This is a genomic window from Rhodoglobus vestalii (assembly GCF_006788895.1).
Lineage (GTDB): Bacteria > Actinomycetota > Actinomycetes > Actinomycetales > Microbacteriaceae > Rhodoglobus > Rhodoglobus vestalii.
Map to the genome: position 1 here is coordinate 802,704 of NZ_VFRA01000001.1, position 26,256 is coordinate 828,959.

The 26,256-nt window shown below is 60.5% G+C and carries 27 protein-coding genes; 10 read left to right on the forward strand and 17 right to left on the reverse strand.

Going from position 1 to position 26,256, the window contains the following annotated elements; genetic code table 11:
* Window positions 1–8: 8 nt before the first annotated feature.
* The 3 genes from glpX to FB472_RS03840 all read right to left on the reverse strand — a co-directional run bounded on the left by glpX (window position 9) and on the right by FB472_RS03840 (window position 3,497).
* On the reverse strand, window positions 9–998 hold the full coding sequence (gene glpX / locus FB472_RS03830) for a class II fructose-bisphosphatase (RefSeq protein WP_141989722.1): 990 nt from the start codon (window positions 996–998) through the stop codon (window positions 9–11).
* An 83-nt stretch (window positions 999–1,081) separates the two neighbouring features.
* A complete protein-coding gene (locus FB472_RS03835; protein ID WP_141989723.1) occupies window positions 1,082–2,554 on the reverse strand; it encodes a GntP family transporter in 1,473 nt (490 codons plus the stop codon).
* 43 nt (window positions 2,555–2,597) lie between these two features.
* Window positions 2,598–3,497, reverse strand: coding sequence for an NAD(P)-dependent oxidoreductase (locus tag FB472_RS03840; RefSeq protein WP_141989724.1), 900 nt, complete (start codon window positions 3,495–3,497; stop codon window positions 2,598–2,600).
* A 171-nt stretch (window positions 3,498–3,668) separates the two neighbouring features.
* Between FB472_RS03840 and FB472_RS03845 the strand changes: the two genes are divergently transcribed.
* Window positions 3,669–4,667 (forward strand): IS481 family transposase, encoded by a 999-nt coding sequence (locus FB472_RS03845; protein ID WP_141989725.1) that lies wholly within the window; start codon window positions 3,669–3,671, stop codon window positions 4,665–4,667.
* Here the strand turns inward: FB472_RS03845 and FB472_RS03850 are convergent.
* Window positions 4,664–6,094 (reverse strand): four-carbon acid sugar kinase family protein, encoded by a 1,431-nt coding sequence (locus FB472_RS03850; protein ID WP_141989726.1) that lies wholly within the window; start codon window positions 6,092–6,094, stop codon window positions 4,664–4,666. The genes FB472_RS03845 and FB472_RS03850 overlap by 4 nt on opposite strands.
* Before the next feature lie 134 nt (window positions 6,095–6,228).
* Window positions 6,229–6,936 carry a FadR/GntR family transcriptional regulator gene (locus FB472_RS03855; protein WP_141989727.1) on the reverse strand — a complete coding sequence of 236 codons (708 nt, stop codon included), beginning with the start codon at window positions 6,934–6,936 and terminating at the stop codon, window positions 6,229–6,231.
* Window positions 6,937–7,097: 161 nt separating this feature from the next.
* On the opposite strand from FB472_RS03855, the gene fbaA reads away from it, so the two are divergent.
* The gene (fbaA, locus tag FB472_RS03860; RefSeq protein ID WP_021810445.1) at window positions 7,098–8,123 is read left to right on the forward strand and encodes a class II fructose-bisphosphate aldolase; all 1,026 of its coding nucleotides are present in this window, start codon (window positions 7,098–7,100) and stop codon (window positions 8,121–8,123) included.
* A gap of 83 nt (window positions 8,124–8,206) precedes the next feature.
* On the opposite strand, the gene FB472_RS03865 is transcribed toward fbaA, so the two are convergent.
* Together FB472_RS03865 and FB472_RS03870 are read right to left on the reverse strand one after the other, a co-directional pair.
* On the reverse strand, window positions 8,207–8,779 hold the full coding sequence (locus FB472_RS03865) for a DUF6264 family protein (protein WP_141989728.1): 573 nt from the start codon (window positions 8,777–8,779) through the stop codon (window positions 8,207–8,209).
* A 2-nt stretch (window positions 8,780–8,781) separates the two neighbouring features.
* Window positions 8,782–9,828 (reverse strand): 4-hydroxy-3-methylbut-2-enyl diphosphate reductase, encoded by a 1,047-nt coding sequence (locus FB472_RS03870; protein ID WP_141991449.1) that lies wholly within the window; start codon window positions 9,826–9,828, stop codon window positions 8,782–8,784.
* 135 nt (window positions 9,829–9,963) lie between these two features.
* On the opposite strand from FB472_RS03870, the gene xseA reads away from it, so the two are divergent.
* From xseA to FB472_RS03895, 5 genes are read left to right on the forward strand one after another with little or no spacing between them, the layout of a single operon-like run.
* Window positions 9,964–11,184: an exodeoxyribonuclease VII large subunit gene (xseA, locus tag FB472_RS03875; RefSeq protein WP_141989729.1), complete on the forward strand. Its 1,221-nt coding sequence runs from the start codon at window positions 9,964–9,966 to the stop codon at window positions 11,182–11,184.
* 19 nt (window positions 11,185–11,203) lie between these two features.
* Window positions 11,204–11,437 (forward strand): exodeoxyribonuclease VII small subunit, encoded by a 234-nt coding sequence (locus tag FB472_RS03880; RefSeq protein WP_141989730.1) that lies wholly within the window; start codon window positions 11,204–11,206, stop codon window positions 11,435–11,437.
* A complete protein-coding gene (locus FB472_RS03885) occupies window positions 11,437–12,087 on the forward strand; it encodes a DUF4245 domain-containing protein (protein WP_141989731.1) in 651 nt (216 codons plus the stop codon). The genes FB472_RS03880 and FB472_RS03885 overlap by 1 nt, the downstream gene beginning before the upstream one ends.
* 38 nt (window positions 12,088–12,125) lie before the next feature.
* Window positions 12,126–12,725, forward strand: a complete 600-nt coding sequence (locus tag FB472_RS03890) for a carbonic anhydrase (RefSeq protein ID WP_141991450.1) — start codon at window positions 12,126–12,128, stop codon at window positions 12,723–12,725.
* A gap of 55 nt (window positions 12,726–12,780) precedes the next feature.
* Window positions 12,781–14,178 (forward strand): class II fumarate hydratase, encoded by a 1,398-nt coding sequence (locus FB472_RS03895; RefSeq protein WP_141989732.1) that lies wholly within the window; start codon window positions 12,781–12,783, stop codon window positions 14,176–14,178.
* Here the strand turns inward: FB472_RS03895 and FB472_RS03900 are convergent.
* From FB472_RS03900 to FB472_RS03910, 3 genes are all read right to left on the reverse strand, one after another.
* Complete coding sequence (locus FB472_RS03900; protein ID WP_141989733.1) at window positions 14,175–14,942, reverse strand: fumarate hydratase; 768 nt, start codon at window positions 14,940–14,942, stop codon at window positions 14,175–14,177. The genes FB472_RS03895 and FB472_RS03900 overlap by 4 nt on opposite strands.
* Before the next feature lie 73 nt (window positions 14,943–15,015).
* A complete protein-coding gene (phoH2, locus tag FB472_RS03905) occupies window positions 15,016–16,389 on the reverse strand; it encodes an RNA 5'-3' helicase PhoH2 (RefSeq protein ID WP_425467226.1) in 1,374 nt (457 codons plus the stop codon).
* Window positions 16,390–16,643: 254 nt separating this feature from the next.
* Window positions 16,644–17,429: an isoprenyl transferase gene (locus FB472_RS03910; RefSeq protein WP_021810456.1), complete on the reverse strand. Its 786-nt coding sequence runs from the start codon at window positions 17,427–17,429 to the stop codon at window positions 16,644–16,646.
* A gap of 63 nt (window positions 17,430–17,492) precedes the next feature.
* Here FB472_RS03910 and trhA point away from each other — a divergent pair, with 63 nt between their 5' ends.
* Window positions 17,493–18,242 carry a PAQR family membrane homeostasis protein TrhA gene (gene trhA, locus FB472_RS03915; RefSeq protein ID WP_141989735.1) on the forward strand — a complete coding sequence of 250 codons (750 nt, stop codon included), beginning with the start codon at window positions 17,493–17,495 and terminating at the stop codon, window positions 18,240–18,242.
* Here the strand turns inward: trhA and FB472_RS03920 are convergent.
* Window positions 18,223–18,579, reverse strand: a complete 357-nt coding sequence (locus FB472_RS03920) for a hypothetical protein (protein WP_246078066.1) — start codon at window positions 18,577–18,579, stop codon at window positions 18,223–18,225. The two genes, trhA and FB472_RS03920, sit on opposite strands and share 20 nt — an antisense overlap.
* Window positions 18,580–18,639: 60 nt before the next feature.
* Between FB472_RS03920 and FB472_RS03925 the strand changes: the two genes are divergently transcribed.
* Both FB472_RS03925 and greA read left to right on the forward strand, forming a co-directional pair.
* On the forward strand, window positions 18,640–19,131 hold the full coding sequence (locus tag FB472_RS03925) for a DUF4307 domain-containing protein (protein WP_246078067.1): 492 nt from the start codon (window positions 18,640–18,642) through the stop codon (window positions 19,129–19,131).
* Window positions 19,132–19,198: 67 nt separating this feature from the next.
* Window positions 19,199–19,690, forward strand: coding sequence for a transcription elongation factor GreA (gene greA / locus FB472_RS03930; protein ID WP_141989737.1), 492 nt, complete (start codon window positions 19,199–19,201; stop codon window positions 19,688–19,690).
* A gap of 41 nt (window positions 19,691–19,731) precedes the next feature.
* On the opposite strand, the gene ilvA is transcribed toward greA, so the two are convergent.
* The 6 genes from ilvA to FB472_RS03960 all read right to left on the reverse strand — a co-directional run bounded on the left by ilvA (window position 19,732) and on the right by FB472_RS03960 (window position 26,236).
* Window positions 19,732–20,982, reverse strand: a complete 1,251-nt coding sequence (gene ilvA, locus FB472_RS03935; RefSeq protein ID WP_141989738.1) for a threonine ammonia-lyase — start codon at window positions 20,980–20,982, stop codon at window positions 19,732–19,734.
* Complete coding sequence (locus FB472_RS03940) at window positions 20,960–22,126, reverse strand: AI-2E family transporter (protein ID WP_141989739.1); 1,167 nt, start codon at window positions 22,124–22,126, stop codon at window positions 20,960–20,962. Before FB472_RS03940 ends, ilvA begins: the two co-directional genes overlap by 23 nt.
* A 64-nt stretch (window positions 22,127–22,190) precedes the next feature.
* Complete coding sequence (locus FB472_RS03945; RefSeq protein ID WP_141989740.1) at window positions 22,191–23,273, reverse strand: ABC transporter ATP-binding protein; 1,083 nt, start codon at window positions 23,271–23,273, stop codon at window positions 22,191–22,193.
* Window positions 23,270–24,148, reverse strand: a complete 879-nt coding sequence (locus tag FB472_RS03950; RefSeq protein ID WP_215730377.1) for an ABC transporter permease — start codon at window positions 24,146–24,148, stop codon at window positions 23,270–23,272. Before FB472_RS03950 ends, FB472_RS03945 begins: the two co-directional genes overlap by 4 nt.
* On the reverse strand, window positions 24,145–25,086 hold the full coding sequence (locus tag FB472_RS03955) for an ABC transporter permease (RefSeq protein ID WP_141989741.1): 942 nt from the start codon (window positions 25,084–25,086) through the stop codon (window positions 24,145–24,147). The genes FB472_RS03950 and FB472_RS03955 overlap by 4 nt, the downstream gene beginning before the upstream one ends.
* A 37-nt stretch (window positions 25,087–25,123) precedes the next feature.
* A complete protein-coding gene (locus FB472_RS03960; protein WP_141991453.1) occupies window positions 25,124–26,236 on the reverse strand; it encodes an ABC transporter substrate-binding protein in 1,113 nt (370 codons plus the stop codon).
* Window positions 26,237–26,256: the final 20 nt, after the last annotated feature.

The following is a 26,256-nucleotide window of genomic DNA, read 5'->3' on the forward strand; positions in this document are numbered from 1 at the left end:
GCTCGGAGTTAGTGGTCGAGCCACTTCGCCGCAAGATGGTCGGCCGAAACACGACGGATCGTGCCCGAGTGTGAACGCAACACGATCGACTCGGTGCGAATAATGGGCCCCATGCGGCGCACACCCTTCACCAGACCACCATCAGTTACTCCGGTCGCGACAAAGAACGTGTTATCGCTGGCGACCATCTCATTGGCCGTATAAACATGGTCGAACTTGAGGCCAGCATCCATCCCCCGTTGGCGCTCATCGTCGGTCTGCGGGTACAGGATCGTCTGAATCTCACCGCCGAGCGCCTTGATAGCGCACGCCGTCGCGACGCCTTCGGGGCTGCCACCGACACCAACACACATATCAATGCGAGTGCCGTACAGGGCCGCGTTGATTCCCCCCGCGACATCACCGTCAAGCATGAGCCGTGAACCCGCACCGCTGGCACGGATATCTTCAATGAGTTGGGCGTGCCGAGGACGGTCAAGCACGGCGACCACCACATCCTCAACAGGCTTACCCTTCGCTTCGGCAAACGCACGAATGTTCTCACCAATTGGTTTACGGATATCGACAACGCCGACGCCCTCGGCCCCGGTAACGATCTTGTCCATATAGAACACGCTGGAAGCATCAAGCATCGTGCCGCGGTCAGAAACAGCGATCATCGAGATCGCGTTCTGCCGCCCGGCAGCGGTCAGCGAGGTGCCATCAATCGGGTCGACCGCGATATCGCAGGCGGGGCCACGGCCGGTACCAACATGCTCGCCGTTGAACAGCATGGGGGCGCTATCCTTCTCGCCCTCACCAATAACAACGAGGCCGTCAAAATCGACGGTGCCCAAGAACTTGCGCATCGCATCGACCGCCGCGCCATCGGCGCCGAGCTTGTCGCCCTTACCGATGAAAGGAACGGCGCGAATGGCAGCCGCTTCAGTAGCCCGCACAAGCTCGAGAGCGAGGTTGCGATCGGGGTGGAGAAAAAGCGTGCCGGTTTCTGTAGTCACCAAGGCATCCTTCGTAGATCGTGTTCGACTGGGGACGCGCCGGTGGTGGTCAGCGCGGACCCAGTCTATCGGAGACGAAGGTGCTAGATTCCGGCCGCGCTTACGATGAACCACAGCACGCTGACGAGCAGGAAGCCCGCAACACCGAGAACAGTGGTCAGCACTGTCCAACTGCGTAGGCCATCCGCGACACTCAATCCGAGGTAACGCGTAACGACCCAGAAGCCGGAGTCGTTGACGTGCGAGAGACCCAGCGCACCGAACGCGATCGCGAGCGTAATGAGCGCGATCTGAACGGGCGAGTAGTCGGTAGCTGCGACGGTTGCCGCGAGCAGTCCACCGGTGGTCAGAATGGCGACTGTAGCCGAGCCCTGCGAGGCACGCAGCGTGAGCGAGATCAGGAATCCGAGCAGCAGAATAGGCAGCCCGGTGGCGGTCATCGTTTCGGCGAGCGCTGTGCCCACACCACTTTCTGTGAGCACGCGAGCAAATGCTCCACCAGCACCGGTAACCAGGATCACGATGGCTGCTGGCGGCAGAGCGGCTTCCATGACTTCACCGGTGTGTGAGAGTGACCATCCACGACGAACTGTGAGCAGGAAGAACGCGAGAATCAGCGCAACGAGGAGCGCGAGCACGGGCGAACCGATGAATGCAAACAAGGGGCGCATGGGGTCGCCTGCAGGCAGAACTGTCGACGCGATGGTTCCCGCCATAATCAACGCGAGAGGAACAAGGATGAGCGTCATGATCGTGCCGGCTGTGGGCGGTGCCTCTTTTTTGGTGAGGGTTCCCGTGCCACCCTTGCCACTGTTTTCAGCGTTGCCAGTGTTGCCACCGGACGCATTGTCGTCTCCGCGCGAACCGAACGCTGAAAAGTCGCGCGCCGTTGCCGGCAGCATCGTGAATTCGCGACGGTTGATGATCTTCGCGACGAAGTGAGCAAGCACACCGAGCGGGATCGCAACGGCAAGTCCAAGGATGGTGACCCATCCGAGGTCTGCACCGAGCAGAGCAGCACCGCCGACAATGCCGGGGTGGGGAGGAACAGCCACGTGCACGGCGAGCATGATGCCGGCAACGGGCAGACCGAACTTCACGGGGTTGACGCCCGCAGCCTTGCAGAAGCCGTAAATGATCGGCACAAGGATGATGAATCCGACATCGAAGAAGACGGGGATCGCGAGCACGAGAGCAGCTGCGGTGAGAGCTGCCGAAACGCGCTTGGGTCCGAGCATGCTCGTGAAGCGACCGGCGAGACTGGATGCTCCACCGGAAACTTCAATGAGGCGGCCTAGCATGGCGCCGAGGGCTACCAGCACGGCGACCGAACCGAGGGTGCCACCCAGCCCTGCTGTTATGGCTTGGATGACACCCAGCTTTTCGGGTGCATCATCGGTGGCAGGAATAGTCGTCAGCGGAATGCCGGCAGCGAGGCCGACCAAGATGCTGACCAACAGCAGAGCGACGAACGCCTGGACTTTGAACTTGATAATCAGCACAAGCAGCAGGGCTATGCCCGCTGCGGCAATCGCTAGTAGTACCGGGGTTTCCATGGGGTGTCTCCTTTGACCTTAATGATGGGGTGTTGTTGGTGAATTAGTTGTTGCGAGGGGCGAGAACGGTGATGATTGCGGAATCGTCGTCGGCTGCCTTGCCCTGGGTTGCGCCCAGAAGGTAGAGCTGCTCGGCGGCTGAGGCGATAGGGGTGGGGAGGCCAACGCTGCGGGCAGCACTCGTGACAATTCCCATGTCCTTCACGAAAATGTCGAGGCGACTGAGCACTTCGGCGCCACCCTCTGCGTAGGCGTCGAGCATCCGGGGCCCGCGGTTGGCGAGCATGAACGAACCGGCTGCTCCCGCTGAGAGGGTGGTGAGAGTGGTTTCGACATCGAGGCCGAGCTTTTCCGCTAGGGCGAGCGCTTCGGCTGCTGCTGCGATGTGGATTCCACACAGTAATTGATTGACAGTCTTGAATGCTTGACCGTCGCCGGCATTGTCACCGAGCACGGTGAGGGTGGAGGCGAGGAGTCCCAGCACGGGCTGGGCGGTTTCGCGTGCGGCAGGTGACGCGCCGACGACGATGAGGAGGTCACCCTCCCCCGCGCGAACGGGGCCACCGCTGAGCGGCGCATCGACCAGTTCGATGTTACGGGGTGCGAGCTGAGCGGCGACAGCCTTCACATCATCGATGCCGACAGTGCTCGTCACAATGACAACTGAACCGGCCGAGAGCGCAGAAACGATTCCGTTCTCGCTGAACAGAACATCACGCAATTGCTGGCCATTGCGTACTGCGAGCAGAACGGCATCAACCCCCTCAACGGCGGCGGCGGCGGAGTTGAAGGGGATGATGCCAGCTTCGGCTGCGAGCGCGAGCCGAGGTTCCGCGATATCGAAACCGTGGACGGTCAACTCGCTCGCGAGTCGGGTCGCCATGGGTAACCCCATCGCTCCGAGCCCGAGAACTGCAACGGTGTACGTGGTCTTCGTTGGCATGAGGGTCCTTCGTGATTCTGAGTGGTTGTTTGGGCAGCGATGCCTAGGTGTACTGCCCAGGCAGGTTGGTTGAGTTTGTGTGGTGACACGCCCTGAGCTTTGGGCGTTAGGAAGGCCTCCGGTTGTGGAGTGGAGATGTTCATGTAACCACTTCACCTACCGGAGGCCCTCGTGTCCCACGCTAATGCTGAACTGACCCCGCGCGCCCGTCTGCGGCTGGCGCGCCTGATCGTCGAGGAAGGGTGGAGTATCGCGTCGGCGGCGAGGATGTTCCGGGTCTCGTGGCCGACCGCGAAACGGTGGGCCCAGCGTTTCACCCAGCATGGCGACGCGGGGATGCAGGATCGCAGCTCCCGCCCTCGTCACTCGCCGAACAAGACGCCGGAGTCCCTCAAGCGCAAGATCATCGCGTTGCGGTGGCGTAAACGTCTGGGACCGGTTCAGATCGCCGGCCAGCTGACAATCGCCCCGTCGACCGTGCACGCCGTGCTGGTGCGGTGTCGGGTCAACCGACTCTCGTTCATCACCCGGCAGACAGGGGAACCGGTGCACCGTTACGAGCACGAGTATCCCGGCTCGATGATCCACGTTGATGTGACAAAGTTCGGCAACATCCCCGACGGGGGTGGCCATCGTTACGTGGGACGCCAGCAAGGAGGCGCGAATCGTGCGGCGACCACTCGCCGCACAGGCATACGGGCCGCGGACCGCACCGCGCGGCTGGGCACTTCGTTCGTGCACACCGTCATCGATGACAACTCCCGCGTCGCCTACGCGGAGATCTGCTCAGATGAGAAAGCCGATACTGCCATCGGGGTGCTGCAACGCGCGGTGCTCTGGTTCGCCGAACGCGGAGTGGTCGTCGAGCGTGTGCTCTCCGACAACGGGTCCGCTTACAAGTCGCACGCCTGGCGAGACGCCTGCACCGAACTCTCGCTCACGCCGAAACGGACCCGGCCCTACCGGCCTCAGACGAACGGGAAGATCGAACGCTTCCACCGCACCCTCGGCGGCGGCTGGGCCTACGGACGCTTCTACGGCTCCGACACCGAACGACGCGCCGCACTGCAACCATGGCTGCACTACTACAATCACCACAGGCTCCACTCCGCAATCGGAAACAAGCCACCCCTCAGCCGGTTAACTAACCTCCCCGGGCATTACACCTAGGCAGCGATGCTGGAAAGAGTCGTGACAACCTCGGTGAGCGATTCGTCGCCGCCGACGTTGCCCGCAAACACGATGTAGGGAATGCCCTGGGCTGGACCATCAACGGGCTCCCACAGCGAGACCAGGCCAGGCAGCATTGGGCCGCGCACAATCGCATGGCGGATGCCAAGGCCGTGAGAGGCGACGTCGCTTGACGTGATTCCACCCTTCGCAATCACGAAGCGCGGAGGCCGAGCAGCGAGAATCTGCTGTACAAGCTCAACCACGGCTGCGGATACCCGACGGGAGATGTCTAAGCTTTCATCGGCGTCGTCAGCGCTATGCAGCATCCGGCTGGTGTGGATGACAACGTCGCCTTCAGCGAGACACGCAACGGCAGTCTCAACGAGCGCTGCTAGGTGAACTTTTGCCGTGTCTGCGCCGAGGACTTGTTCGATGTCGAGTTCGAGCACGGCGGCCAGTGGTCGGCCCGCGATGAGCGAACTGAGCTGGCGAGTAGTCAGACCAACGTGCGAACCGACGACGATAAGTCCTCCGACTGCCGCAGAACCGTCTGCGCCAAATACTTCGAGGGAGTCGAGCGGTGCTCGCTGAGCTTGGCCGATGCGGGCGCGTACGAATGGCGGGCCGACACGGTAGAGCAGGTTCTTACCTACGTCCTCTGCTGCGGCGAGTCCGAGGGCGAGAGCGCGAAGATCGTTCTCGGTGACAATGTCGACGACAACCGGTGTCGAGTCGGCGAGAATGGAGAGCGCCTCGACGATACCCTCGGTTCCGCCGCGCACGATGTCGAGCGTGAGCGCGACAACATCATCAGCCGCCCAGCGGCCGTGCGACTTTTCGGCAACATAGTCGCGCAGGTTTGAGTTGGCGTAGCCGAAGGTAGCGTCGCGGGCGAACTCGGTCTTCGCGACCGGGGTTAGTCCGTTGGAGGTGCGCATGTAGTGCACCGAGTCGATCGTGATGCGGCCAGCGTCAGGGAATGCAGGAACAATGATCACGGCATCCACAGAACTGCCGGTTGCCGCGAGCACGGTCTCGGCTATGACGTCGGTTTCGAGCGGAAAGTGGCCGCGCAGTGTTGAGTCGCCGCGACTAGCGAATGACACCGTGATGCCGCTGGAGACGGATGCTGTAAGCGCGGCCGTGACGATCTCACGGTTGCGCTGGGCGGCGGTTTCGGCATCGAGGCTGCGGGTGTTGGTGAGCACGTAGACGGCGGGGGCGTCTTGCTTGAACGCCCAGGCGAAGTCGGATGCCTCCCACGAGGTGAGGACGGGGATATCTGCTACGGACTGAGTGCCGGTCGGGTCATCGTCGAGAACCACAAGAACGGTGGCGGGGCGAACGGCGTCGAGAGCAACGCGTCGAGGATCGATCAGAACCTCAGCGGGGAAAGGTGCCAGTAGGGCGCGCTCATCGATCATCATTCACTCCCTCGTAGACAGATATCAGATATCTTATATCTTGCGAAAGCAATGTCAAGGGCGACCCCCAAAGGGTCACCCGGAAGCGAGGGCAATATCAAGCTCACGCTAGAGGCCGCGAGCTAATGCGAGATCTAGTTCGGAGACTTCAACACGAAGTGACGCAGGTCATTCGATGTCTGTGTCATGTGCGAGTCCATCGTCAGTCGAGCACGCTCGGCGTCCCCGCTGCGAATAGCCTCAAGCACCGACTCGTGTTCGGCGATAGCGTGCACCTGAATCTCGGGAACAGCAGACGTTTGCTGACGCTTATCGCGCATAACGCGAGCCAGCGGGTCAAACAAAACACCGACGAACACGTTGCCGGTCGCACGCAAAATCACATCGTGAAAAGCGATATCCGCCGAAACAAAAAGTTCCAAGTCCTCTGAAACATTGCCCCGACGCATGTCGTCAAGGTAAATCTCAAGCAACGCAACATCCGCATCGCTTCGTCGCGTAGCCGCGAGTGCCGCAGCACCCGTCTCGATCATGCGCCGCACTTCAACCAACTGCAGTGAAGCCTCGTCTTGGGCTGCACCGTGCGAGGCCATCCGCAACACCGGGGCGATATCGGTCCACTGAGCAATCGGAGTCACATAGGCTCCACGCCCGGCGACGACTCGAACCACGTTCTGGGTCTGCAGCGTTGCGAGCGCTTCACGCAGCGTCATGCGGCTTACGTCGTACTCCTGACTAAGTTCGGCAGCCGTCGGCAGCGCCGCATCAGCCTCGAACTCGCCACTGACGATTCGGTCGAGCAGAGCATCCGCAACAACACTCACAAGAGACTTTCGTGCCATCGCCTGTACCCTTTCGTTGCCGATTTATCGTGGCCACTCTACCGGCGCGCGGTGACTCCACCGGCAAACGTGAAACAGTTCGCGCCCATACAGAGCTGGTGGATAGAATCGACGCGAGCCGGACCAGAGCGGTACTCGGCTCTGTTCGAGGAGAGACAACTATGCCCGTCGCAACCCCAGATCAGTACGCAGAAATGCTCGACAAGGCGAAGAAAAACTCTTTCGCCTACCCCGCCATCAACGTGTCATCGTCGTCGACAATCAACGCTGTGCTGCAGGGACTCAGCGATGCTGGCTCTGACGGCATCATCCAAGTTACCACCGGTGGCGCCGACTACTTTGCTGGCCAGTCGGTCAAAGCGCGGGCATCCGGGGCTCTCGCCTTTGCAGCATTCGCCACCGAGGTTGCCAAAAACTACCCGGTGACCGTTGCCCTCCACACCGACCACTGCCCCAAGAACGCTCTCGATGACTTCGTTTACCCACTGATCGCGGCATCCGAGGCTGAAGTTAAGGCGGGCCGCAACCCGATCTTCCAGTCGCACATGTGGGACGGTTCAGCAGTTCCGCTCGACGAAAACCTCGCCATTGCACGCGAAATTTTGCCCCGCATGCGGGCAATCAACTCGATACTCGAAGTTGAAATCGGTGTTGTCGGCGGCGAAGAAGATGGCGTAAGTCACGACATCAACGACAGCCTATACACGACGCTGGATGACGTTATCGCCACCGTTGAAGCACTCGGCCTCGGCGACCAAGGCCGCTACATCGCCGCCCTCACCTTCGGCAACGTGCACGGTGTGTACAAGCCCGGAAACGTGAAGCTTCGCCCCGAACTGCTCGGCGAGATTCAGGCTGGCATTGCCGCCAAGTACGGCACCGGCGCAAACCCGCTTGACCTCGTGTTCCACGGTGGATCAGGGTCGACAGACGCCGAAATCGCAACCGCCGTCGCCAACGGTGTCATCAAGATGAACATCGACACCGACACCCAGTACGCGTACAGCCGTTCAATTGCCGACACCGTGCTGCGCAACTACGACGGCTTCCTCAAGGTCGATGGCGAAGTCGGAAACAAGAAAATTTACGATCCCCGCGCCTGGGGAAAAACTGCAGAGTCCGCCGTCGCTAAGCGCGTTGTTGAGGCAACGCAGCAGCTCGGTTCCGCCGGACACTCCGGCAAGTAGCCACTCACGCGGGTCGGCGTCAACTTTCGGGTTGGCCCCGTTCTGCTGCGCGCTTCGGCCGCGCGCTACTGCTACCGCTACCGCTACTGCGGCTGCATGTTTTCAACGTAGGCGATAAAACCGGGGTCGCTCAGCACCGCGATGAACACGGCGACAACAAGAGTGATGCCTGCGATCGTTGCGCCAACCAGGGGAATCCAGAATGCGATCCTCCGGCGCTGAATCTGAAGGAGAGCGAACACGATCGTGATGAGCAGCACGACAACGCGAACGATGTTCGCCACTGCTCCGGCGTCGGCAGCAATCGCATCTGACGAGAAGGTGCCCGCCCCCTGCGCTTCGAGACCTTCGCGAAGCGCTGGCCCCAAGTCTGAAACCGTACCGAACGTGCTGATGACATCCACGACGCCAAAGAACAGCAGGGTAGAAGTGAGCAGAACATCCCACATGCGTCGTTTGCGCTCCGGCTTGACCGCGGCACTCGCCGTGTTCGCGAAACCGGGTTCCGCTGCACTTGGCGGCGCCAATTCTGGTGTGTGAGCACCAGTATCCGGCGACGGCGGCGTTTCGGCAGAGTCGTCAGCAGGCTTCTCGGGTGCGGCGGATGGGAGCGGCGCGTATTCGCCGTATTGCGGTCGGGGTCGCGGATCAGTCACTTCTACTGCCAATCAAGTTTGCGATTGCGCCCGCCAAGGCCGCGCTCGTCGGGGTTTCCTGCAGCATCAGTGCGCAATTCTTTTGGCAGCGAGAACATCAGATCTTCTTCGGCGGTGACGACGCTGGAGACGTCGCCATAGCCGGCATCGGCAAGGTCGGCGAGCACTTCTTGTACAAGAACTTCAGGAACGGATGCTCCACTGGTGACGCCCACGGTCGAGACTCCATCGAGCCACTCCTGCTTGATCTCGCTGGCGTAATCGACGCGGTAGGCGGCCTTGGCACCATTCTCGAGCGAAACATCCACGAGTCGCACGGTGTTGGAGCTGTTGGCACTGCCCACAACGATCACAAGTTCGGCCTCTCCGGCAACCTTCTTGATGGCCACCTGGCGGTTTTGGGTGGCGTAACAAATATCGTCACTCGGCGGATCTTGCAGGGTGGGGAATCGTTCGCGCAGCAGTCGAACGGTTTCCATAGTTTCGTCGACACTCAGCGTGGTCTGCGAGAGCCACACCAGATTGTCGGTGTTCTCAACGACGATATTGGGGACATCAGCGGGGCTATTGACGAGGATGGTGCGCTCGGGCGCATGCCCCATCGTGCCCTCGACCTCTTCGTGACCGTCGTGGCCGATGAGCAAGATTTGGTAGTTGTCGCGAGCGAAACGTGTCGCTTCACGGTGCACCTTCGTGACGAGCGGGCAGGTTGCATCGATCGCGTGCAGTTCGCGATCGGCAGCAGCCTTCACTACAGCCGGAGAGACTCCATGGGCAGAGAACACCACGGTTGACCCCTCAGGAACCTCGTCGACCTCGTCGACGAAAATCGCGCCCTGAGCTTCGAGGGTCGTGACCACGTGGACGTTGTGCACAATTTGCTTGCGCACATAGATGGGAGCGCCGTAGTTGGCGAGTGCTTTCTCGACGGCGATAACAGCGCGGTCTACCCCTGCACAGTAGCCACGAGGCGCAGCCAAAATCACGCGTTTGTGGCCGACAACCGGCAAATCTTTCAACTTTTCGCGGCGCGCGGGCATCGGGGGCATCGCTAGCGCTTGGGCGCTTCCGTTAGAAATGGTGCTCACCTAGTCGATTCTACCGAACAGTGCTGCACGAACGCCGAGCGCACGGCCGCATCAGTGGCATCCTTTACCCTGTACTGACGAGCTTGAGGAGGCTAGATGACCATCGCAGAGGGCGCGCCCACCGTCGATACTCCGTGGCCGGTCTCGGTGCTGTCGCAGAAAGTTCGCGGATGGATCGAACGGCTCGGCACTGCGTGGGTGGAAGGTGAAATCACCCAGTGGGGTGGTTCGGGCGGCAACATCTACGGCAAGCTCAAAGATCTCGAAGTTGATGCCACCATCTCCTTCACTATTTGGTCATCGGTTCGCACCAAGCTTCCGAACGACCTGAAGCAGGGCGACCGCGTTGTCGCGCTCGTCAAGCCCAACTACTGGGTCAAGGGTGGCACCCTCACAATGCAGGTGCTGGAGATGCGGCATGTTGGGCTCGGCGACCTGCTTGAACGCCTTGAACTGCTGCGCCAGAAGCTGCACGCTGAGGGGCTCTTCGAGCACAAGAAGCCGCTGCCGTTTCTCCCCAACTGCATCGGGCTCGTCACTGCCAAAGATAGTGACGCCGAGAAAGATGTCGTGCGCAACGCCCAATTGCGCTGGCCGTCGGTGAAGTTTCGCACCGCACACGCCGCGGTGCAGGGCGAGCGCGCCGTCAAAGAGGTCTCAGACGGCATTCGACTATTGGATGCCGACCCCGAGGTTGATGTCATCATCGTTGCCCGCGGAGGTGGAGACTTTCAGAACCTGCTCGTCTTCAGCGATGAGTCGTTGGTGCGCACGGCTGCCGCCTGCCAGACTCCTCTGGTCTCTGCGATCGGCCACGAGAATGATAGGCCGCTCCTCGATGAGGTAGCTGATTTGCGAGCATCCACGCCCACAGATGCAGCCAAGCGGGTTGTTCCGGATGTCGCGGAAGAGTTGAGTCGTGTGCAGCAGGCGCGCGCGGCAATGCGATTGCGCATCACGCAACGTTTGAGCAACGAGGGCGATCGCCTAGAGTCACTGCGCACGAGGCCGGTACTGGCGAATCCGGTGTCTCTGGTGGATGCCCACGCCGATGAGCTTTCACGTTACGTCTCTCGCAGCCATGAACTGGTCGAGCGTGCGATCGAGAAGGCGCAGGCGGGTATGACCGAATTGACGGGTCAATTGCGTGCCCTCTCTCCTCAGCGCACGCTGCAGCGCGGTTATGCGATTGCCCAGCTTTCGGACGGCACAGCCCTACGTTCACGCGCCGATGCCACCGAGGGCACCCAGTTGTTGCTCACGGTGGCTGATGGCAAGATTTCCACCACTGTCACCGACCAGCCGGCCGATAGCTAGAGAGCAGTAGAATTAGATCGTGGCTACCCCCAAAAAGATTTCTGTCAGCGACCTCAGCTATGAACAGGCGCGGGATGAACTCATCGCCGTGGTCGGTGAGCTTGAGCAGGGTTCAGCGACGCTCGAACAGTCTCTTGCCCTCTGGGAACGCGGCGAAGCTCTGGCTCAACGCTGCGAGGAATGGCTTGTTGGCGCGCGAGCGCGACTCGATGCCGCCCGCACTTCCTCCCCTACTTCAGGCGTGGGGCAGTAATGGCCAAGAAGAGTACCCCGCGCGTCGTGGCCGAGCTGGGGCGCCCAGAGACCTCAGCGGAGACCTTCGCGCGCAAAGCCGAAAACTCTCGCAAGCATCGTGCAAACCAGACCCTCTTTAACCTCGTAATTGCCACGGGCGCCTCGCTCGGTGTTGTGCTTTTTCTTGTATTGGTGGTTGTTCGCCCCACCGACACCACACCAGTGTCGGCCGACTATCAAACCATTGCGGCGGAAGCGCAAACGGATGCGAGCGAACCCCTCCTTGCTCCGGCGTTGCCCGATGATTGGTACTCCAATTCGGCCAGGCTGGGTACGAACTCCTCTGTTCAGACCTGGTATGTCGGCTTGGTGACACCGTTGTCGCCCTCATCACCGTCCGCACAGTTCATCGCCCTTGAGCAGGGAATTGATGCCAACGACACCTGGTTGGCGATCGTCACCGATAACGCGCTGGCAACCGGCACGACGACGATCGATGGAATCGACTGGACGATCTATGACCGTCGCTCTTCCCCTGACACCGGAAACTACGCTTATTCGATGTCGGCGCAGATTGCGGACAGCACGGTTGTGTTGCACGGAACCGCCAGCACGGCAGAGTTCGAACTGTTGGCAGCGTCAATCGCCACCAAGGCGTCGCTGGAGTGACGACTCCCACACGCACACCGGCACAGGTGTGGAACGAAATGTCGCGCGGCAACGAGCGTTTCATTGCCGGTGAGCCCTATCACCCTCGTCAAGATGTTGAGCGACGCACCGAACTCGCAAACGCCCAGGCACCCCACGCTGCTCTCTTCGGGTGCAGTGATTCACGCCTAGCTGCTGAGATCATTTTTGATAAAGGACTCGGCGATCTATTTGTGGTGCGGAACGCCGGCCAGATCATCTCTGACTCGGTGGTCGGATCGCTGGAGTATGCGGTCAGCGTTCTCAATGTGCCGCTGATCTTGGTTCTCGGCCACGATGAGTGCGGTGCCGTGGCTGCCGCCATTGCCTCACAGGGGGCCGAGCATCCCGCACTGCCCCCGCACATCGAGTCACTCATCGCAAAGATCGTGCCCGCCGTGCGCCGCGTGGCTGGCAGCGAGACCGGGTTCGTCGACACAACCACCATCAGCTCAACGGATGTCGGCCGCGAACACCTGCGCGAAACCATTGCAGAACTAGTGAGCTCCTCAGAACTTATTAGCGAGGCAATTGCCGCGGGTACGCTTGCAGTAGTGGGCGCGAACTATCGCTTGCTTGAAGGTAGGGCAGTGCCAGACGTCATCGTCGGCACCGTGTAGCGCTCTCCACCACGTTCTCCCACCAATTCGCTCGCAAACAAAGGACCATAACGCTGTGACGAGTTCAACCGAATACCGCATCGAACACGACACCATGGGCGAAGTACGCGTGCCCAAGGACGCCCTCTATGGCGCCCAGACGCAGCGTGCCGTCGAAAACTTTCCCATTTCGGGCACCGGTCTCGAACCAGCCCAAATCGTCGCTCTGGCCCGCGTCAAGCGCGCCGCGGCGATGGCCAACGCTGAACTGGGCAAGCTCGACTCGGGTATTGCCGAGGCCATCGTCGGCGCCGCTGATCAGATTATTGACGGCCAGCATCACGATCAGTTCCCGGTAGACACCTACCAAACCGGCAGCGGCACCTCCTCGAACATGAACATGAACGAGGTGCTTGCTCGACTCGCGAGCGACTCGCTCGGCAGCGTTGTACACCCCAACGACCACGTGAACGCGTCACAGTCATCCAACGACGTGTTTCCCACCTCAGTGCACCTTGCTGTGACCGGTGCCCTTCTTGGCGACCTCATCCCGGCGTTGGAGCATCTTGCCGCGGCACTCGATGTCAAAGCAGAACTCTGGAAGGGCGCGGTCAAGGCCGGGCGAACCCACCTCATGGATGCCACCCCCGTGACCCTGGGACAGGAGTTTGCTGGCTACGCGCGCCAGATTCGACTCGGCATCGCCCGCGCGCAATCAACGATTCCACGCGTCGCGGAAGTTCCCCTTGGCGGTACCGCCGTCGGTACCGGAATCAATACTCCACTCGGCTTTCCCCAGCGCGTAATCACGATCCTTGCCGAAAACTCGGGCCTGCCGATCACCGAGGCGGAGGACCACTTCGAAGCTCAGGGCGCTCGCGATTCGCTCGTAGAGGCCTCTGGCGCCCTCCGAGTCATCGCGGTCTCCGTCACCAAGATCTGCAACGATCTGCGCTGGATGGGCTCCGGACCCAACACCGGGCTTGGCGAACTAAACATTCCCGACCTCCAACCCGGCTCCTCAATCATGCCCGGCAAGGTCAACCCCGTCATCCCCGAAGCTGTTCTCATGGTGTGTGCCCGCGTGATCGGCAACGATGCGACGATCGCCTGGGGTGGAGCATCCGGAGCCTTCGAACTCAACGTGGCGATTCCTGTGATGGGAACATCACTCCTCGAATCGATCCGACTGCTCTCCAACTCGCTGCGAGCACTCGCCGACAAGACCGTCGATGGCCTCGAAGCTAACCTGCCGCGCGCCCTCGCACTGGCCGAATCCTCGCCGTCAATCGTGACACCGCTCAACAAAATTATCGGCTACGAAGCGGCCGCCAAAATTGCAAAGCACGCTGTCGCGCAGTCGATGACGGTACGCGAAGCAGTAATCGACTTAGGCTTTGTCGAACGCGGCGAAGTAACCATCGACCAGTTGGATGCCGCACTCGACGTTCTGTCGATGACCACACCCGGTTAGTCGCCGAGACCAGCCATCGTTAGGGGCGCACCGTCGAGAGCTTCGACGATGCGTTCCCCTATGGGGTCAGTCAGTGTGATCGGGATCAGCACCGACCCCGTGAGATCCTCACCCAGTGGGCATGCTTCAGCGTTGTTGGGCGTCGAACCATCAGCGGGATTTGGTAGCCCATAGAGCACCGCAAGGTGGACCCGTTCTGGGGTCTCAATCGCCACCACAGTGCGCGGAACACACAGAAGTGGTCCCCGCACCTTCACAATCACATCTGCACGACTAATGATGGCGTCAGTTTCGCTGGGGATGCTGCCGATATAGCCCGGGATGTTGGTGGTGCCGAGGCGAGAAAACGGTTCAAGATCGAGCAAATATAGCGGCGCGCCCCCATCATCGTTCACCGGTAGGTAGCTGTCGATCGGCACATCAACGAGAGTGTCAGTGGGGGCTAGAGCTGGTTGAAAAGTGCGGTGCATCAGCAGCGGTTCGGGCGTTCCCCACGTTTGTTCCACGTGGTTGGCTCGGGGAGGTTCGACTGGATCCCGGGTAGAAGACCAGACAACGGCAATCACAATCATCAGGAGCGCAAGGCCGAGGGCAATGGCCGCGATCAGACGACGGTACGCGTAGGCAGCACCGCCCGGTTCTGAGGTGTGAACGTCGGCAACTGACCAAGAAAAGAGGCTGCGCCACTGATTTCGGGGTGCAAAGACCGCCCAGACAGCGGCTACCCCCAGGGGAACCGCAATAAACCACCAAACCCACGCCACCAGAAAACCTTACGTTGCCTGAGCGCTCCGCGCTGACACTTACGCGGCGCGCTCAGACTTTGAAAGGCAATCGTTAGGCGAGTTCGTTGCCCTCCAAGAGCTCGGTAACGAGGGCTGCGATCGCCGAACGCTCGGAGCGGGTCAGGGTGATGTGGCCAAACAGCGAATGGCCTTTCAGCGTTTCGATTACCGAAGCGACACCATCATGGCGCCCCACACGGAGGTTGTCACGCTGCGCCACGTCGTGGGTGAGCACGACACGTGAGTTTTGACCGATACGGCTGAGCACTGTCAACAGAACGTTGCGTTCGAGCGACTGGGCCTCATCCACAATCACAAAAGCATCGTGCAGTGAGCGTCCGCGAATGTGGGTCAGCGGGAGCACTTCGAGCAGGCCACGATCGAGCACCTCTTCGAGCACATTTTCGGAGACCACAGACCCCAGGGTGTCGAACACCGCCTGAGCCCAAGGGTTCATCTTCTCGGACGCATCTCCAGGCAAATAGCCCAGTTCCTGGCCCCCGACCGCGTAGAGCGGTCGGAACACCATGATCTTGCGGTGCTGCTGCTTCTCAAGAACAGCTTCGAGCCCGGCACAGAGCGCGAGGGCCGACTTGCCAGTTCCTGCGCGACCACCGAGAGAAACAATTCCGAGCTCCGGATCGAGCAACATTTCGATCGCCAGACGCTGCTCTGCGCTACGCCCGTGAAGACCAAAAATATCGCGGTCACCCCGCACCAGCGACATCGTGCCCCGTGCGGTTACTCGCGCGAGCGCCGACCCCCGCTCGGAGTGCACGATGAGCCCCGTGTTGATCGGCAGATCGCCGACCGTGCGAGAGTGCAGTTGCTCTTTGTCGTACAGTTCCGAAACCTGATCTCCACTGAGTTCGATCTCCGCCTGCCCGGTCCAACCCGAGTCGACGGCAAGTTCTGCACGGTACTCCTCGGCCGCGAGTCCGATGGATGCCGCCTTCACCCGCAGAGGAAGATCTTTCGAAACGACAGTGACATCCAGTCCCTCGTTTGCCAGGTTCAGCGCAACAGCCAGAATCCGTGAATCGTTGTCTCCGAGTTGCAGGCCCGAGGGAAGCACAGACATGTTGGAGTGGTTGAGTTCAACGCGCAGCGTGCCACCGTTGTCGCCAACGGAGATCGGAAAATCAAGTCGTTCGTGTTTGATCCGCATCTCGTCGAGGTTTCGCAACGCCTGCCTGGCGAAATACCCAATCTCGGGGTCGTTTCGTTTGGCTTCGAGTTCAGTGATGACCACCACGGGCAGAACAACGTTGTGTTCGGCGAATCGCTTGATCGCGCTTGGATCGGAGAGCAAAACAGAGGTGTCGAGCACGTAGGTGCGCTCGGCTTGTCGTTGGGCCCGCCCTCCCGCCTTCGACGTGACGTTCGTGGTCTTGGGGGTAGTTAGATCGGCCAACGTGCACTCCATCCCCGAGTGCGCGAGCACTTGGATCCAGTCTGCGAAGACGGCCAGTACTTTACGAGAGCGAACTTACGTGGCCGTCTCGATCAGGTGCCATACCTGATATTTGAACGCTAATCCTGTCGGGCCCGCAGCGAGCAACGACACGCCACGAGACACCATTGCGTCATCTACAGTCGTCACTGTTCACCCTGCCCATCACACTGGCCGGCGGTGGCTGTCACTAGCCATCGCTGGCTGTCACTGGCCATCGCTGGCTGTCACTGGCCGTAGCGGCGGTGGCGGCGCGCGAAGTCTCGCAGCGCACGCAAAAAGTCGACCTCACGCAGGTCGGGGCCGAGCGCCTCCACAAAATAAAGTTCGCTGTGCGCGGTCTGCCACAGCATGAAGTCACTAATGCGCTGTTCACCCGAGGTGCGGATGACCAGATCGGGGTCAGGTTGCCCACCCGTGTACAGGTGCTCACCGATGAGCTCCGGGGTTAATAATCCGGCCAAGTCGTCAAGGCTCTGGCCCTCATCGCTGTGGTTTCGCACGATTCGCCGCATTGCCTCGGCGATCTCGTGGCGACCACCGTAGCCAATGGCCAGATTAACGTGAAGCCCAGTATTCGATGCCGTGCGGTTGTGCGCGGCAGTCAACTGAGCCTTGAGCGTGGCGGGGAGACCCACGTCTGATCCCACATGCTGAACCTGCCAATCGCGAAAGTGCGATAGATCGTCGGCTAGGTCACCGATGATGGTAAACAACTCACCCAGCTCTTCGGTTGAACGCCCGGTGAGGTTGTCGGTTGAGAGCAGGTAAAGGGTGGCAACCGAAATGTCGAGGTCGTCACACCACACAAGAAATTCGCGGTACTTGGCGGCGCCTGCGCGGTGACCGTGCGCTGCTGTCTCAAGGTCCTTGAGCTTTGCCCACCGCCTGTTGCCATCGATGATCATGGCAACGTGTCGAGGCAATTGCTGGCCCTCTAGTTGGCGCCGCAGCTTCTTCTGGTAGAGACCGTAGAGAAAACCACGACCGAAGGGAAACTTTCGCTGACTCACGGAACTACGTTAGACCACTCGGGCGCGCAGCAAGTGAAACTGACACGGGCGTAAACTATGGAGATGAATCGAGACGCCTCAGAAACGCCCGCCGTCGAGGCTGTTGACCAGGAGGATGCTGCAGGTTTGCCGCAGCTTCCCCTCATCGAGGATGCCATCGCATTCGATACCGCTGACGCCAAGCCCACGTGGCGCGGCTGGATTCACGCCGCAACCTTTCCCGTCGCGGTCGTGCTCGGCATAATCCTGATCGTGATGGCCGATGGGGTGCCTGCGAAGGTGAGTTCGGCGGTCTTTGTCGCGTCGTCACTCATGCTGTTCGGTGTTTCAGCGCTCTACCACCGCTTCAACTGGAGCGACAGGACGCGCATGCTGCTGAAGCGCTTCGATCACTCCAACATTTTTTTGCTGATCGCTGGCTCATATACCCCGATTACTGTTCTTGCACTGGCACCAGAGAAAGCAACCCTGTTGCTGTGGCTCGTGTGGAGCGGTGCCGCCCTCGGGATCGGGTTCCGCATCTTCTGGGTCGGTGCCCCACGGTGGCTGTACGTTCCGCTGTATGTACTACTCGGCTGGGCTGCGATGATGTTCGTCGTCGACTTCTTCCAGACCAACTGGATCATGATGACGCTAATTCTCGCCGGTGGACTGTTCTACACCGCCGGTGCTGTCGTCTACGGGCTCAAACGCCCCAACCCTATCCCGGGAGTTTTTGGCTTCCACGAGATTTTCCACACGCTGACGCTACTAGCGTTCCTGTGTCACTGGGCCGGAATATTCCTTGTCGCGACTAATCCGCCCGTAGCGTAGGCGGAAGGTTGGAACCATTATCACCGTCTTTGACATCATCGGTTGTATCGTCAGCCGTTGCCTGTTCATTGCGAATCGTTTCTTGAGCAAGTTCTCGATAGCGCACCCGACGAACGCGGCGGTTCATGTCAGCGATGATGAGCAGGGTCGCTACCGCAATGAAGAGCGTTGCAACGAATCCGACAACACCGGGGGTCACCAAGTTGGGGTCGCCGGTGTACTCCGGATACACGCTCGGCTCGGGGCTGGGAGTGGCCGTCCAGAGAATCACGCTGTGGGCGAGCGAAGCGAAAGAAATCAACTGTTGTCCTCTGGAATGTGCACTCGATGATTCCATCATGCGAGTTTGCGAATAGCCTTGTAAGAACCAGAATACCGTTGTCGAAAGGAGCACAGCGTGCCCGAAGTATCCAGTAGCAATACGGGCTCCATCGACGACAATGACAGCGGTAACAGTGCTCGCTCGGTCGACACCATAACGACTCCCGCGGGCGCCAACGCTGACCTTGATGCGCGCTACGGGCGCAGCCCCCGAGCGAAACGCAACAATCGCGCAATCATTGTGACGGTAGCCCTCGGATTCGTCGCCGTATTCACGGCCTGGCTGGTGTGGGGCGGCCTGCTGGAGGCCCCCGCGCAGTTCGAAGCGAGAGATACCGGATTCGAACTAATCGATGAGTCCACCGTCACTGTTCGCTGGCAATTCAATGTGCCCGAAAACACGGATGCGCGCTGCGCAGTCCAAGCGCTCAACTCAACATTTGCGATCGTGGGCTGGAAAGTGGTGGACGTTCCGGCCAGTGATCAGCGCAACCGGGCACTCAGCGAAACGATCCGCACCACAGAACAAGCTGTGTCTGGCTTGATCTACCGGTGTTGGCTAACCTAGGCTGTACCAAATAATCTCGAAACCGGTCGATTGCGGCCGGTTTCTCGTTTGTATAGGGAGAAGCACAGTGGCAGGTCAAGAGAACCTCACATGGCTGACCCAGGAGGCGTTCGATCGTCGCACCGCCGAACTGGAACAGCTCACGGGCGAGGGACGGCACGATATCGCCAAAAAGATTGAGGCCGCACGCGAGGAAGGCGACCTTAAAGAGAACGGCGGCTACCACGCTGCCAAGGAAGAGCAGGGCAAGATTGAGGCCCGCATCCGTGTTCTCACCGAACTTTTGCGGCATGCCGTCGTTGGCGATGTTCAAGACGATGACGGTGTTGTCGAGCCCGGCATTCTCGTGACTGCCAAGATCATGGGCGATGAGAGCGTGTTCTTGCTCGGCAGCCGCGAAATTGTTGCCGACGACAGCGACCTCGACGTGTACAGCGAAAAGAGCCCGCTCGGAATGGCAATCAACGGGCTCAAGGTTGGCGAATCGACCGCCTACACGGCACCCAATGGCAAAGAGATCATGGTTGAGATCGTGAAAATCGCAACCTATTCGGGCTAACACCCTCTCGGGCACGAGCCTTCATCGGCTGCCACGGCGTCTTAGAAATCGACCTGAGGGTCAAAGCCTTCCTCTCTGAGCCGCGCGAGCACTGACTCCGCATGCTCGGGGCCTCGGGTCTCAATGTGCAGTTCGAGCTGAACCTCGCTGAACTGTGCTTTGTTATTGTGCCTGCTGTGAAGCACTTCGACCACGTTGGCATTTGCCTCGGCAATGATGCCGGAGATGCGCGCGAGCTGGCCGGGGCGGTCAGGCAGCGGGATGCGCAAACGTAGGTACCGTTCAGATGCCGATAGCCCGTGACTGATGATGCGTTCCATGATCATGGGGTCGATATTGCCACCGCTCAGGAGCACCACGGTGTTGCCGCTTGGTGGGATCTTGCCCGAAAGTATCGCCGCTACCCCGACGGCGCCTGCGGGCTCCACAACCTGCTTGGCGCGCTCGAGGAGCACCAACAGTGCATACGCCGTCTGGTCTTCGGTGACGGTGATCACCTCATCAACGAGGTCACGCACCATGGTGAAGTTCAGCTCGCCGGGTTTACTCACCGCGATACCGTCGGCAATGGTGGGGCTCATCTTAACCTCGACGATCTCACCCTTCTCGAGCGAGGGTGGGTAGGCGGCAGCGTTGGCCGCCTGCACACCGATCACTCGAATGTTTCGACCCTCTGCGCGGGCGCGGTGCTTGATCGCTCCCGCAACGCCGGAGACGAGTCCGCCACCACCGATGGGCACAATAACGGTGTCAACGGTGGGAACCTGATCAAAGACTTCCAACGCCAGGGTGCCTTGGCCGGCAACGATATCGATGTGATCGAAGGGGTGCACGAGAACCGCACCGGTTTCTTCAGCGAACCGTGCGGCTGCGCGCAGTGGCTCGTCGATCGTGTTACCTCGCAAGATAACCTCGGCGCCGTAGTGACGAGTTGCCTGCAATTTGGGCAGGGGCACACCCACAGGCATGAAAATGGTGGACTTGATGCCCAACTCCCGCGCGGCGAACGCCACACCCTGAGCATGATTGCCCGCAGACGCTGCAACTACTCCGCGCGCCTTCTCTTCGTCGGTAAGGCCAGCAAGCCGGTTGTACGCTCCCCGAATTTTGAAAGAGCCAGTGCGCTGAAGATTTTCACACTTCAGAAAAACGGGTGAGCCGAGAATCTCCGCGAGAAAACGCGACGTTTGCATGGGGGTGACGTCGGCAACTTCGGCGACCCGCTCCCGTGCTTTCTCATAGTCCCGAAGAGTGGGGCCGGGCATCCGCTTAGTTTCCATGGCTGAGCACATCACTGATCGTGGGAGGTCCCTTAACGCGCCAATCGCCACTGGCGATATAATTGGTCATCACATTGACGACCGCAATCAGCGGAACGGCGAATAGTGCGCCGGGAATGCCGGCAACGAACGAGCCGGCCGCCACAGCAAATACCACTGCGAGTGGGTGCACCTTAACCGCGGTACCCATGACAAGCGGCTGAAGAATGTGGCCCTCAAGCTGCTGAACGAGCAACACGATACCGAGCATGATCACTGCGGGGATCGGGCCTAGGAATACGAGAGCGATGAAAATCGCCAACCCGCCAGTAACGAGGGCACCAACCACAGGAATAAACGAACCGAGGAATACCGCGACCGCAATCGGGATGACGAGAGGAAACCCGCCATAGAAGAGCCCCAGAATAAAGGCCCCGAGCCCAATACCCGTGGCATCCACCGCGGCAACAAAAATCTGCACCTTCACAAAGGTCGTCAGCGTAAGCCAACCCGAAATGCCTGCACCGTCAACAGCGTTGCGTGAGCTACGAGGGAACAGGCGTACCGTCCACGCCCAAATACGTTTGCCATCAATCAGCACAAAGATTGCGGCAAAAATACTCAGCACAGCACCCGCGAGCACGTGGCCGGCCGTCGATCCGACGGAGAGGATGCCCGATACCAGGGCTTCACTATCGCGCCGCACGGTGTCGAAAATTTGGGTCAGATAGCCGTCAAGGTCTTCGTCAGTCAACTGCAGTGCGGAGCTACGAAGAAACTCGCGAAAGCCGTCGTAGGCCTCCGCCGATTGGATTTGCAGAGCAGGAAGCCCCAAGCGCACCTGGGTAACAACAACAACTACGAGCCCGCTGACAGCGGCGAGAAATCCGATCAACGTCATAGTAACGGCAAGCCCGCGCGGCCATTTCTTGCTGACCAAGAAATTCACCACGGGCACAAGAAGCGCCCCGATCAGAATCGCCACCAAGAAGGGAATCACAATGTACTTCAACGTGATTATCAGAAAAATGAGCACCGCAATGAGGCCCAAGACAACCAACAGGCGCCACGAGTAGGCCGCCGCGACCGAGAGCCCAGCAGGAACCTCAATGGCCCCTGTTGAGTTGGCGCGTGACTCCGCCTGACCCGCAGGTTTCGTACGTCTTCCGAATAGCACGTGCCTATCCTAGTTGGGCTTGAGTGTGCTCTCGCTGCGCGTTGCGGGGTGCCTCCGCCCGCAGTTACTTCGTCGGGTTCAGCGGCAGTGCACTCACCGGCGCGCCCTTCAAACGCACCGAAACTGATTCCCCCGGCAGCGGATGCCGCTCCACCTCATGCTGCACCGCCACGACTGTGCTATCGCTCAGTCGCACACGCGTGCGACGCAACGACCCGAGGAAGCTCGACGCAATGACAACGCCCGCGATACCGTCCGTTGCGAGAACCATGTCCTCCGGCCGAACCAGCGCGACGACGGGGCCATCGGGCATCGGATCACCGAGAAGGTTAAGCCGCCAGCCGTGCAGCATGACTGTGCCATCGATCAGGTCTGCGGGCATCCGGTTGCTGAGACCAACAAAGTCGGCCACGAATGCGCTGCTGGGGGTCGCGTAGAGCTCTTCTGGTGTGCCGATCTGCTCGATGCGACCGTCTCGCATCACGGCGACGCGATCCGCGACGGCGAGCGCCTCCTCCTGGTCGTGGGTCACGAAGACGGTGGTGATTCCGAGCTCGGTTTGGATGCGGCGGATCTCTTCGCGCAACTGCACCCTAACTTTGGCATCCAGCGCGCTGAGCGGTTCGTCGAGCAGCAGCACTCTTGGCCGCGTGACAAGCGCGCGGGCGAGAGCGACTCGCTGCTGCTGACCGCCGGAGAGCTGGTGGGCGAAGCGGTCGCGGTGCTTGGTGAGACCAACCATGTCGAGTGTTTCGAGGGCGCGCTCACGACGACGAGCGGCCGGGACTTTGCGCATCTTCAGCCCGAACTCCACATTCTCCAGCACCGACATGTGGGGGAACAGCGAGTAGGCCTGAAAGACCATTCCGATGTCGCGTTTGTTTGTGGGGATGTCCGCGACATCCTCGTCATCGATCAGGATGCGCCCGCCGTCGATGCTCTCAAGCCCCGAGATGCTGCGCAGCGCCGTGGTCTTGCCGCAACCGGAGGGCCCGAGCAGTGCGACGAGCTCACCGGGGGCAACGTTTAGGTCGATGCTGTTGAGCGCTGTGTGGCCAGCGAAGGCTTTGACGACGGCGCTGAGCTGAACGGTCGCTCCGGTAACGGGTGCGCTCGTTGCACGACTGTCGGTGAGCGTTGTGGTCATGATTTTCTCCTAGCGGGTGTCGCTGATCCGAGTCGACCAATGATGAGTAGCAAGACGAAGGCCAGGGCGAGCGCAAAGAGCGCAAAGATCACGGCAACCCAGGGGTCGGATTGTGAAACCTGCAGCAGCGCGGTCTGAAGGTTACGACGGTTGAGCAGACTAGCGATCGTGAACTCGCCAAGCACTACCGCAATGGAGATGAAGGATGCCGCGAGCACTCCTCGGCGCAGGTTCGGCAGCAGCACTTGCCAGAGCACCGTCAGCCAGCCGGCGCCAAGAGTGCTGGCCGCCTCGCTGAGGGTCTTCACCGGGATCGCGTCAAGGTTCGACTGGATGGCGCGATAGGCGTAGGGCAGCACGGTGATGCCGTAGGCGAAAGCGAGAGTCCAGGTTGAGCCACCGAGCACCTTCACCACAATCGAATAGACGGGGGCGAGGCCCACGACGAGCACGATGGCGGGCACTGTGATCGGGATGATGCAGATGAACTCGAGCGTGCGCTTGAGGCGCGGAAACTGCATGTGCACGAGCACCATCGTCGGCAGTAGAAGTACGAGCACGATGCCGACGGTGATGGCGGCCAGCAAGAGTGAGTTCTCAATCGCTTGGTACAGGCCACGGTAGGTGCGCGCACTGTCTTCGCTGAACAGACCTGTCCAGTGAACGACGGTATAGCTGCCGGCGAGACCGTCCCTGAACGTGAACTCGATCATCGCGATCACGGGAATCAAAAAGATCGTGCCGATAATTCCGAGGATGAGACGACGCGCGAGTGCGCTGGGTTCGGCCCCAATGCGCGCGGCGTGGTTTGCGGGCTTCGTTCGTGTGCTCGGCGGCTCGACCGGATGCACGGGGGCCGCGACGTTGGCGCTCACTGTTGCCACCGTGAGGTGCGGGACTGCAGCACCGAGTATGCCCACATGACGACGACCATGACCACGATCATCCCGAGCGCGAGTGCACCGGCCATGTTTTCGCGGCCCAGCACGGTCTCGCTGACAAGAGCCGAACGGATCTGTAGGGGAACGATTTGCGAACCCTGGCTGATGAGGGCGGCGGCGGTCGCAAACGACGAGAACGCGTTGGCGAAGAGCAACAGTAGGGAGCCGAGGAAGGCGGGCGCGAGCACGGGGGCAGCGATGTGTCGCCAGTAGGCAAAGCGTGTGCCGCCGAGAGTTGCGCTGGCCTCAGCCCACTGCGGTCGCAGCGCGGTGAGCGCGGGCAAGAAGGTAATCACCATGAGGGGAACCTGGAAGTAGACGTAGGGAAGGATGAGGCCCGGCACCTGGTAAAGCCAAACACCATCCGCAAAAATATCGATCCCGAAAGTGTCACGCAGGATAACCGTGACGAGCCCCTGCACGCCGATTGTGGCAATGAACGCAAAGGCGAGCATCACCCCGCCGAATTGGGCGAGCACACTGGCTGCCGACTCGATGATGGTGCGCAGTAGGCCGCCCACTTTCGTGCCAAGCATGGCGTAGCAAATGAGAGCGCCGACAACAGCACCGATGACGGCGGTGACCCCGGAGAGCCAGAACGAACCACCGAAGGTGGTGAGGATGGTCGGAGTGAACAACCCGGTCACGTTGTCGAACGTCAGCGTGCCGTCGTCGGAGAAGAACCCCGTGACGACCGCGAGGATTGTGGGGAGAGCAAGAAAAATGAGAACGTAGGCCGCAAATGGTGTGAGCCCCGCATAGGCGAGGCGACGACGCCGATTCGACGGCTTGGCCGGTGCTACCCGAGGATGGTGCCGAGCGGAGTGCTCGACACCATCCTGTTCGGGCGCCGGCGCAGTTGCTAGCGACACGATGTGTTTTGTGAAATGAGCTCTAGCGGAATGGGCGTTAGCCGATTGCCGCAGCCCACTTTTCAGCCAAGATGGTTGCGTTCTTTTCCGCCTGTTCCGGGGTCGGGGTGACAAGTTCGCCCTCGAGCGCACCGAGGGCGTCGAGTGCGTCGGTGTCAACCGTTCCGGCATCCTGCATAGCCTGGATCGTTACGGGGTAAGCACCACCGACGATGAACAGATTTTGCGCTTCGGGGCTGTAGAGGAACTCTTGCCACAGGCGAGCAGCGGCGGGGTGCGGGGCATCCTTGCTGACGGCCTGGTTGTAGAAGCTCGTGTACACCGGACCGGAAAGCGTGGTGACCTTCCAGCCATCGACCGTTGCCGCCGCAGCGAGGTTGTTATAGCTCCAGTCGAAAGCAACCTTGGTCTCGCCGGCAGCAATCGTTGCTCCCGTCACGTTGACCGGAATGAAGTTGCCAGCCTTGTTGAGTTCACTGAAGAACTCGATGCCGGGGGTGAAATCGTCGAGCGTTCCACCACTGTGGACCGTGGCAAGTCCGAGAGCAGCAAACGCGGCTCCTGCTTGCGTTGGATCACCGTTCAACGCAACAGCACCGCGGTACTCGGACTTGAGCAGGTCGTCGAGGCTCGTGGGCTCGGGAACCGAGTTGGAGTCATAGCCGATTGACATGCTGCCGGTGTAGTCGTTGACCCAGAGGCCGGTTGCTTCCTTGTTGCCCTCGGGAATCTCATCCCAGTTGGCAACCATGTAGGGAGCGAAGTAGTCAAGGCTGTCGAGGGCTACAGCGGTTCCGAGGTCGAAGACGTCGGGTGCGGTGTCTTGACCCTTGAGGTTGTCTGCGGCGGCGATTTCTTCGGCACTCGAGATATCGGGGTCAGCGGAGTTGACGATTATGTCGTACTTCTCTTCAAAGAGAGCCTTGATCTCGCCGTAGTTCGCCCAGTTGTCGGGAAGAGCGATGACGTTGAGTTCTCCCTCAGCCTGCGCGGCTGCGATGAGAGCGTCCATGCCGCCGAAGTCTTCAACGCTGGTTGCTACCGATGCGTCGACGTCTCCAGCTGTTGCCTCAGGCGTGCTGCAGGCGCTGAGGGTGATCGCCGAAGCTGCAACGAGTGCGACAGCGGCGAGGGTGCGCTTAGTGAACAAGAGTTCCTCCAGTGATCGTG

Bases quoted from the DNA above. Each gene is read 5' to 3' on its own strand.
- FB472_RS03835 (WP_141989723.1), bottom strand. From the start codon at position 2,554: ATGGAAACCCCGGTACTACTAGCGATTGCCGCAGCGGGCATAGCCCTG.
- FB472_RS03840 (WP_141989724.1), bottom strand. From the start codon at position 3,497: ATGCCAACGAAGACCACGTACACCGTTGCAGTTCTCGGGCTCGGAGCG.
- FB472_RS03850 (WP_141989726.1), bottom strand. From the start codon at position 6,094: ATGATCGATGAGCGCGCCCTACTGGCACCTTTCCCCGCTGAGGTTCTG.
- FB472_RS03855 (WP_141989727.1), bottom strand. From the start codon at position 6,936: ATGGCACGAAAGTCTCTTGTGAGTGTTGTTGCGGATGCTCTGCTCGAC.
- fbaA (WP_021810445.1), top strand. From the start codon at position 7,098: ATGCCCGTCGCAACCCCAGATCAGTACGCAGAAATGCTCGACAAGGCG.
- FB472_RS03870 (WP_141991449.1), bottom strand. From the start codon at position 9,828: ATGCCCCCGATGCCCGCGCGCCGCGAAAAGTTGAAAGATTTGCCGGTT.
- xseA (WP_141989729.1), top strand. From the start codon at position 9,964: ATGACCATCGCAGAGGGCGCGCCCACCGTCGATACTCCGTGGCCGGTC.
- FB472_RS03885 (WP_141989731.1), top strand. From the start codon at position 11,437: ATGGCCAAGAAGAGTACCCCGCGCGTCGTGGCCGAGCTGGGGCGCCCA.
- FB472_RS03890 (WP_141991450.1), top strand. From the start codon at position 12,126: ATGTCGCGCGGCAACGAGCGTTTCATTGCCGGTGAGCCCTATCACCCT.
- phoH2 (WP_425467226.1), bottom strand. From the start codon at position 16,389: ATGGAGTGCACGTTGGCCGATCTAACTACCCCCAAGACCACGAACGTC.
- trhA (WP_141989735.1), top strand. From the start codon at position 17,493: ATGAATCGAGACGCCTCAGAAACGCCCGCCGTCGAGGCTGTTGACCAG.
- FB472_RS03920 (WP_246078066.1), bottom strand. From the start codon at position 18,579: ATGGAATCATCGAGTGCACATTCCAGAGGACAACAGTTGATTTCTTTC.
- ilvA (WP_141989738.1), bottom strand. From the start codon at position 20,982: ATGTGCTCAGCCATGGAAACTAAGCGGATGCCCGGCCCCACTCTTCGG.
- FB472_RS03945 (WP_141989740.1), bottom strand. From the start codon at position 23,273: ATGACCACAACGCTCACCGACAGTCGTGCAACGAGCGCACCCGTTACC.